This is a genomic window from Chloroflexota bacterium, assembly GCA_034717495.1.
GTDB lineage: Bacteria > Chloroflexota > Anaerolineae > JAAEKA01 > JAAEKA01 > JAYELL01.
The window spans coordinates 1-7,827 of record JAYELL010000109.1 but is presented as its reverse complement, the minus strand read 5'-3'; the positions used below and the strand labels follow the sequence as shown (position 1 = coordinate 7,827).

Sequence of the window (7,827 nt, the reverse complement as noted above, 5' to 3'; positions counted from 1 at the left end):
GGCCGCAAGAACCGAACGGAGCCCCGTTATTACGATGTCCATCTTTACAAGGAGCGCCACCTGGTCGAGTGCTTCATCAACAAGATCAAGCAATATCGCCGCATCTTCTCTCGATTCGATAAACTTGCTCGGCGTTATCTCGGTTTCCTGCGCTTTGCTGCAACCCTTATCTGGTTGCGCTAGAAATGTCAACACGGCCTAGCTAGGTAGGCGGGCATCCAGCGGGTGGCGATGGCGCTGACAAACTCCTGGTCTCTATCAGGAATCACTTTAGGTCCTCGTTTCGCGAACGGTGCCCTGGTTCAGCTTAATCGCTGGTCCGCGCCGGATAAATTCGACAACGCCAATGTCCTTGCCGCAGGAGGGACAAAGGGGTCGAGCGCCGTTTGGAAGACCCTGGACGCCCACAAAATCTTTACTGATCCGGTCCAGATAACACTTGATCAACCGTCCGCGGCCTGCCTTGTAGTATTTGAACAGGAGTTGACCGCAGCGGCAGTGAACCTTGATGACTCGTCCGGTTGCCATTGACGACAGATGGTGGATTGGGATGCTTCTGCGTGAGACCTGATAGACCGGGTGATTATACGTCAGCTTGCCGATCGGTGCCAGTGGGGGCGGAGATCAAGCGATTATGAATGCACCCATAACATTCTTACTGATTTTTGTTTGACTTTTGAAGGTGTGGGCGATATAATGCGCACTAATTCACAGCTAGGGGGCATCGGTTGGCTCGTGTCTTTTTCGGAGTGGAAAGGAGTTCTGCATGGCGCAGGCGTTGGAATCCATTTATTACACGATTAGCTACCGCGGGCGCGAGGGCCACTGGGCCTGGTTATTGCATCGTGTCGCTGGCATCGGAATCCTTCTCTTCCTCTTTTTGCACATCGTCGACATCTTTTTGGTCGGGGTCGGCGAGGAGATATTCACAAAGTTTCTCTTCATCTACAGCCATCCGCTTTTCAAAGTAGCAGAGTTGGCCTTGATCTTCGGGGTGTTGTATCACGCGTTCAACGGTGTACGGATCATTCTGGTGGATTTTCGACCGGAACGGTTTTCTAACTGGAAGACGCAACGGACGATGTTCCGCATTGTCCTGGTCGTGACATTGATCTTCTTTATTCCGGCCGCCATAACGACGATTGGGCCCCTCTTCCACTTCGAGCCCCCCTGGTGGATTCCGCTGTAAGGAGATGACGATGACAACAATGGCGACTTCTCAGGTCACGGGGAGCAGAAGCAGGTTCGAAGCCCTCTCCTGGTATTTCATGAGAATCAGTGGTTTGGTCCTTCTCTTTGTCGCGGTCGGCCATCTGATGTTCATGCACGTTCTTCTCGGTGTCGACCGCATCGATTACAGCGTGATCATCGGTCGTTGGGCGAGCCCCTTTTGGCAGCTCTATGATCTGGCCTTGCTGTTATTCGCCTTGCTGCACGGCGCCAACGGTGGGCGCTGGGTCATCGATGACTGGGTCCATCCCCGAGGCTGGAATCTATTCGTCAAGACCCTGTTGTATGGTATCGTATTGATCCTTTTCCTCATGGGTGCCCAGGTCATTTTTACCTATCAGCCATCAAGCACGGCGATCAACGCGTTCTTTAACACGTTGCTATAATCTGGAGTGCATTTTACTATGGAGCATCATCGATTCGACGCAGTAATCGTAGGTGGTGGCGGCGCCGGGTTAATGGCTGCCCTTTACGCCTCCCGCGGTGCCAATGTGGCCGTTGTCAGCAAGCTCTATCCCACCCGCAGCCACACAGGCGCAGCGCAGGGTGGCATTGGCGCGGCCCTGGGCAGCGTGGAAGAGGATCACTGGGAGTGGCACGCATTCGACACTGTCAAAGGCAGCGATTACCTGGCGGACCAGGATGCTGTCGACCTGATGTGTCAAGAGGCGATAGAGGTCGTACTCGAACTGGAGCACATGGGGTTGCCCTTCGATCGCACCAGGGATGGAAAAATCTCCCAACGGCCCTTTGGCGGCCATACCAACAACGATACCAAACAAGCGGTGCGGCGCGCCTGCCATGCGGCAGACCGGACCGGGCATATGATCCTGCAAACCCTCTACCAGCAGTGCATCAAAAACGATGTGACCTTTTTCGATGAATTTCAGGTCATGGATCTGTTGCTGAACGAGGGACGGGTTGCGGGCATTGTTGGGTATGAGGTTGATACGGGCGAACTACACGTGTTTCACACCAAGGCGGTGCTCTTTGCCACGGGAGGTTGGGGCCGGGTATGGAACATCACCTCCAATGCTCATGCCCTGACGGGCGACGGCAACGCGATCTGTTTGCGCCGGGGTGTGCCCATGGAGGATATGGAGTTCTTCCAATTCCATCCGACGGGCATTGCCAGGATGGGCATTTTGATCACCGAAGGGGTACGGGGTGAGGGTGGCGTGCTGTTGAACAGCGAGGGCGAAAGATTCATGGAGCGCTACGCGCCCACCATCAAAGACCTGGCGAGCAGAGACGTGGTCTCCCGCGCTATCTACCTCGAGGTGGCCGGAGGCAGGGGTATCGATGGTGAGGACTATGTTTTTCTGGACGTGACCCCGGATACGGTCAACAAGTACTTCGAGTTGGACGGCGCGACCAATCCCGATGGCAGCCCGCGTAGCATCACTGCGGAGGACATCGAAAGAAAGCTGCCCGACATTGCCGATTTCACCCGCACCTACCTGGGAATCGACCCGATCAAGGATCCAATGCCTGTTCAACCGACGGCACACTATGGCATGGGCGGCATTCCCACCAATGTGAATGGAGAAGTGGTGATCGATTCCGGCAATGCCGTGCTGCCAGGGCTCTTCGCGGCAGGCGAGTGTGCCTGCGTAAGCGTGCATGGCGCCAATCGCCTGGGTACCAACTCGTTGGTGGACCTGGTGGTGTTTGGAAAGCGCAGCGGGGTTGCCATTGCCGATTTCTGCCAGACAGTAGACTGGGCGCCTTTGCCACCGTCGCCGACTGCCAGGGTTGAGACTGAATTGACAGGACTCCTATCGGGTGCAGGGGAACATTCAGTTGCCGGCATTCGACAGGTCATGCAGCGAGTGATGATGTCCAATGTGGGTGTTTTCCGCACCGATGCTCTGATCACTGAGGCCCTGGAACAGATACAGGAACTGCAACGGCAATACAAGAGCGTTGTCGTTGCCGACCAGGGCAGGCGATTCAATACCGAGTTGCTGGAGGCCTGGGAGCTGGGCTGTTTGCTCGATCTGGCGGAAGTGACGGCCATCAGTGCCCTCAATCGCAGGGAGAGCCGGGGTGGCCACGCCCGGGACGATTACAAGCAGCGGGACGACGAGAACTGGCTCAAGCATACGCTGGTCACCATGGAAGGCGACAATTATAAGCTGGACTATAAGCCGGTGGTGATTGAGCGCTACCAGCCGATGGAGAGAGTCTACTAATCAGAAGACGACAGACGGCTTTCAGAAGACGACAGACGGCAGACCGCGGACGGCAGTCAGAAGACGACAGACGGCTTTCAGAAGACGACAGACGGCGGACCGCGGACGGCAGCCAGAAGACGGTAGACGGCTTTCAGAAGACGACAGACGGCAGACCGCGGACGGCGGCAGCCAGAAGACGGTGGACGGCTTTCAGAAGACGACAGACGGCTTTCAGAAGACGACAGACGGCAGACCGCGGACGGCGGCAGCCAGAAGACGGTGGACGGCTTTCAGAAGACGGTGGTCGGTGGTCAGCTGTCGATTGTTTTTGGCAGAGGAGTAAGTTATGCTAGTGAAGCTGCGCATAAAACGCTTCATCCCGGAGAAGGACGAAAAGGCCTGGTGGGGCGAGTACACCGTGGAGGTGAGCCCGACCGACCAGTTGCTGGATGCACTGCACCAGGTCAAGTGGCAGCAGGATGGCACCTTGACTCTGCGCCGGTCCTGTGCCCATGGGGTGTGTGGCTCCGATGCTATGGTGATCAATGGCCGGAACCGCCTGGCCTGCAAGGTATTGATGCAGGATCTGGGCAAAAAGGTCACGGTGGAGCCCTTGCGTGGCCTGCCGGTGATCAAGGATCTGGTCGTCGACATGAAGCCCTTTTTTGCCAGCTATCGTGCCGTCAAACCTTATTTCATCAGGGAAGATCCGCTGCCCGAAGGGCGTGAGCAGTTCCAGACCATCGAGGATCGGGAACGGTTCGATGATACAACCAAGTGCATTCTCTGCGCGGCGTGTACCACCTCCTGTCCTTCCTTCTGGGCCAACCAGGAGTACCTCGGGCCAGCTGCGTTCGTGCAGGCCCATCGCTTCATCTTCGATAGCCGCGACCAGGGTGCGGAAGAGCGACTGGAGATCCTCAACGACAAGATGGGTGTCTGGCGCTGCCGGACGGTCTTCAACTGTGTGCAGGCCTGTCCGCGGGAGATTGAAATCACCAGGGCCATTGGCGAGGTGAAGAAAGCGATCCTGTCGCGCGGGGAGGATATGGACTAATTGTCAATGGTCAATTGTTAACACTTGCGCCGGAACGCCATTGTCGGGCAGCGATCGGTGACGTCACGCCAGCACGTCAGCACGTCAGCACGTCAGCACGTCAGCAGACGATGCGAGAGCTAGACGATGCGAGAGCTAGACGATGCGAGAGCTAGACGATGCGAGTTACCAGAGATGTCACGCTGGTAGCGTGACCTACGCATCTGCCCAATTATCTACGCCAACGGTTGTCGTTTAGCGTCATTCCCGCGGTCCCCGCGTCCGCGAGGATGACTGCGGGAATCCAGCGTGTGAGCAACCTCATCCACCGAGCGAAGCTCTCATCCCGGTGCACCTGACGACCCAGACAGCACCGCGAGATGCTTCGCTGAGACGCGTAAGCGAAGAGTGCGACCTGTTCTCCCGCTCAGCATGACGATTGATCGAACCCCTTGACCACATAAAACCAGTGTCCCCTGGTCGACTCATCAACATCCAGAAGCAACGCGCCGTCATCCAGCCGGAAGGTAAGGCGCCGCTCCCCGATTCCGACTCGCCCGCGGACAGCGTCCCAACGCCGGTCAGCGACCGGGTGATAAGCACCTAACCACACTTCCAGGTCCGCGGTCCCATCCAGCCCCAAAGGCAGGCGCACGCTGCCAGTGCTGCCGCACCATATGCGGTAGAGTGGCTCATAGTCGTCCGTAGCCTGTTCCGATGAGAGGGGGTGCCAGGCGATGTCAACCGGTTCATCGGACCAGGACCACTGCCGGCTGTCCAGACCAATGCCCGTGCAGCCGAAACCGGCAAAGGCTACCAGATTGCTATCTTCGTCGCAACGCCAGGTTACGGCGTGCTGGCCTCTGAAGCGAAGCAATTGGCCGGCGACTGGCCAGTCCACCAGATTGATATCGTCGGGTGGCAAGGGATTCTCCTGCATGATGCGGGCGTCCAGTTCCTCGTCGCGGAAGAAACCACCAGGCCAGCTTTCCTCGTGATGCCTGTAGTGGAGACAGATGGCCACGGCACCATTGGGGAAGCTGGATGCAACATACTCGCTGGAACGCGAGATCACTGAGGGGTTGTCCTGCGCTGCGAACAGGCCGGAACCGGGATAGGCGCCCGCCGCGTGAAGGATCTCGAACCAGGTTCGCACTTCTTTCCCGGTGGACGCGGCCTGGTCGTCCCGCGGGCGGAAGCCGAGATAGAGGGCCTGGCCGCCCTGGGGATGCAGCTTGCGGGTGCCCACGCAAAGGGGGTGGCTGGCTCCGCCTTTGCGCAACGTCGCCACAGTCTCGGTGCCGGACAGGGCCCGCAGCGGACACACGCGGTCCACCACCATGTCGGTTAGGATGGACATGGGAGCGACGCCGGCCAGCGCGCCGCCGAAGGTTATCTGGCGGGCTGGCAGCGGCTGGCCGAGAGGATCCCTGGTCGTTGTGAGTTCGATGCCAAACAACTCTCTCCACCATGCGTGCGGCAGCGACCGGCCCTCTCGCTCTCGAAGAGCGGGCACACCCGACCAGATCAAGGTACCGCCGGCCTCGACAAAAGCTGTCAGCAATTCCACCAGCAATCGTGATGGAAAGGGCTCGTAGAGCGCGCAGATGGCGCGGTATCGCGCGTCGCCTACGGCCATCTGGCCCTCTGCCGTCACCTCTCCCCGCTGTACCAGCTTATCCGCGGTGATGGAGTTGGCATAACCGTACTGCACCACCCAGCTGCCGAAGCGCTCGTCCACTGCCACCAGGTCGAGGGGATAGAGAAACAGCACCTCTGTCTGCCGGCAGCCGTAATCGGCTACGGAGCGGATCGCAGGATGCCCGCCCACGCCAAAGACCTCATTGACGGCGCGCATGCGCTCCCGTGCATGGATACTGGCGGCGCGATCAGCGCGACAGGGAGAAGGTCACGGCCGCGAATGAGAGCGGCGGCAGCTCGCAGGTTGCCTGGCCCGCGGTGATGCGAACGTCGTCCAGCAGCGCAGGCGCAATGGCAGTTTGCTGTTCAAAGGAATTGGCGGACCTGGCGTCGGGACCGGTGAGCAGTTCCTGCACGGTCGCTGCTATTTCCAGTTCCCGCTGCCCACGACAGCTCTCGCCTGCTCGAATAGTTCCGCCTGCCGCGGGCCGTCGATGTCCCGAAAGACCTGGTAGACCGGCTTGGCAGTACCTGGCGCGTCGGCCGACTCGGCGGTTTTGTCCCGTCGCCAGATGCCCAGGTTGAGATCAAACTCGTCCCTATTGTCGACGTGGGCGTGCAGGATGAAGGATTCGATGGCCGGCGACTGCAGGACCTTCCAATAGGCGAACGCGTAGGCTGCCGCCTGGATACGCTCGCTCTGCTCGGTTTCGTCGGAATGAAAGCCTTGCTCGGACAGGATGATATGGCGCATGCGGCCGTCGTAAAGCAGATGCGGTTGGGCGAAATACTGCGAGAGAACCTGCAGGTTGCGGAAGGTGATACGAGGGGAGTCAAGCGAATCCAGCGCTTCATCGTCGTTCCAGAAATCGGCGTGGAAGAGGTCTTGCGGATAGGGATGGAAGGCCAGTGACCAGTCCCAATCGCCCTCAGCCTGGCAGCGCGTGTTGAGCACCTCGATGATTTGCCGGCCCGGGTAGGAGCGCAGCAGGTTTTCAACCCCTTCCATTTTCCAACTATCGTTCCAGTGATGGGTCAGGGACAGGTATACGCGCGCCTGGGCATACTTCTTGCGCGCTGCATAGAAGGCCGTGCGCATGGCGATGCTGTGCTGCCGCACATATTCCTCGATGGGCTTTTCGCCTGCATTGCACCAAACCCATCCGGCATCCACCTCGTTGCCGATGATGAAACTGCAGGCACGCCCGTACTTCTGATCGGGTCGCGTGTAGCGCTCTGCCACAAACTCGACGAAGGCCCGGTAATGGGCAAACCCTTCATCGGTCACCACGTTGAAGGCGCTGATGAAACCTTCGGGGTCGTAATCGGGGTGGAGCAGGATGTCCCGCATCTCAGGGTGGATTTCGACGCCGGCCCACTTGACGCTGTTGAGCAGAATCAGGTTTACGACGATGCCGTTGTCGGACAGGGTTTTGAGTTCCTTGTCGTATTCCCGAAGGTAGGTTTCATCGAAATAGAACCGGCGGCCGTCCATCACGTAGGTCACCGTGTTATGCGACGGCTCGGGCCGGGCGATGTTGCCCTGGTTGAGATTGAGTGCGGCGTGCCTGACCCCCAACTTGATGGCGTCATCCACCATGCGCACCTGCAGGCCCTTGATGGTGGACGCGGTGGGGTAGGGATAGTCCGCTGCTGCTACATCATTATCCTCCTGCTCCATCAGGTGAGGCGCGGCCGAAGTTTTCATTTGCCAGGTGGGGCATCCCTGTGGACCAACCCGAC

Annotated in this window: 8 protein-coding genes; 5 read left to right on the top strand and 3 right to left on the bottom strand. The window is 58.7% G+C overall.

Annotated elements, in window-relative coordinates; all coding sequences use genetic code 11:
* The 5 genes from U9R25_19765 to U9R25_19745 form a co-directional block, all read left to right on the top strand.
* Positions 1-183, top strand: a 183-nt coding sequence (locus U9R25_19765; protein ID MEA3338131.1) for an IS5/IS1182 family transposase, incomplete at its 5' end; no start/stop codon positions are given.
* 583 nt (positions 184-766) lie between these two features.
* Positions 767-1,189, top strand: a complete 423-nt coding sequence (sdhC, locus tag U9R25_19760; protein ID MEA3338130.1) for a succinate dehydrogenase, cytochrome b556 subunit — start codon at positions 767-769, stop codon at positions 1,187-1,189.
* A gap of 10 nt (positions 1,190-1,199) precedes the next feature.
* The gene (locus U9R25_19755; GenBank protein ID MEA3338129.1) at positions 1,200-1,616 is read left to right on the top strand and encodes a succinate dehydrogenase; all 417 of its coding nucleotides are present in this window, start codon (positions 1,200-1,202) and stop codon (positions 1,614-1,616) included.
* A gap of 18 nt (positions 1,617-1,634) precedes the next feature.
* Positions 1,635-3,425, top strand: coding sequence for an FAD-dependent oxidoreductase (locus U9R25_19750; protein ID MEA3338128.1), 1,791 nt, complete (start codon positions 1,635-1,637; stop codon positions 3,423-3,425).
* Positions 3,426-3,753: 328 nt separating this feature from the next.
* Positions 3,754-4,464 (top strand): succinate dehydrogenase iron-sulfur subunit, encoded by a 711-nt coding sequence (locus U9R25_19745; GenBank protein MEA3338127.1) that lies wholly within the window; start codon positions 3,754-3,756, stop codon positions 4,462-4,464.
* Positions 4,465-4,870: 406 nt separating this feature from the next.
* Here the strand turns inward: U9R25_19745 and U9R25_19740 are convergent, their stop codons facing one another.
* The 3 genes from U9R25_19740 to U9R25_19730 all read right to left on the bottom strand — a co-directional run.
* On the bottom strand, positions 4,871-6,301 hold the full coding sequence (locus U9R25_19740) for a hypothetical protein (GenBank protein MEA3338126.1): 1,431 nt from the start codon (positions 6,299-6,301) through the stop codon (positions 4,871-4,873).
* A 31-nt stretch (positions 6,302-6,332) separates the two neighbouring features.
* Positions 6,333-6,500: a hypothetical protein gene (locus tag U9R25_19735; GenBank protein MEA3338125.1), complete on the bottom strand. Its 168-nt coding sequence runs from the start codon at positions 6,498-6,500 to the stop codon at positions 6,333-6,335.
* An 8-nt stretch (positions 6,501-6,508) separates the two neighbouring features.
* On the bottom strand, positions 6,509-7,827 hold a 1,319-nt coding region (locus U9R25_19730), incomplete at its 5' end, for a DUF5722 domain-containing protein (GenBank protein ID MEA3338124.1).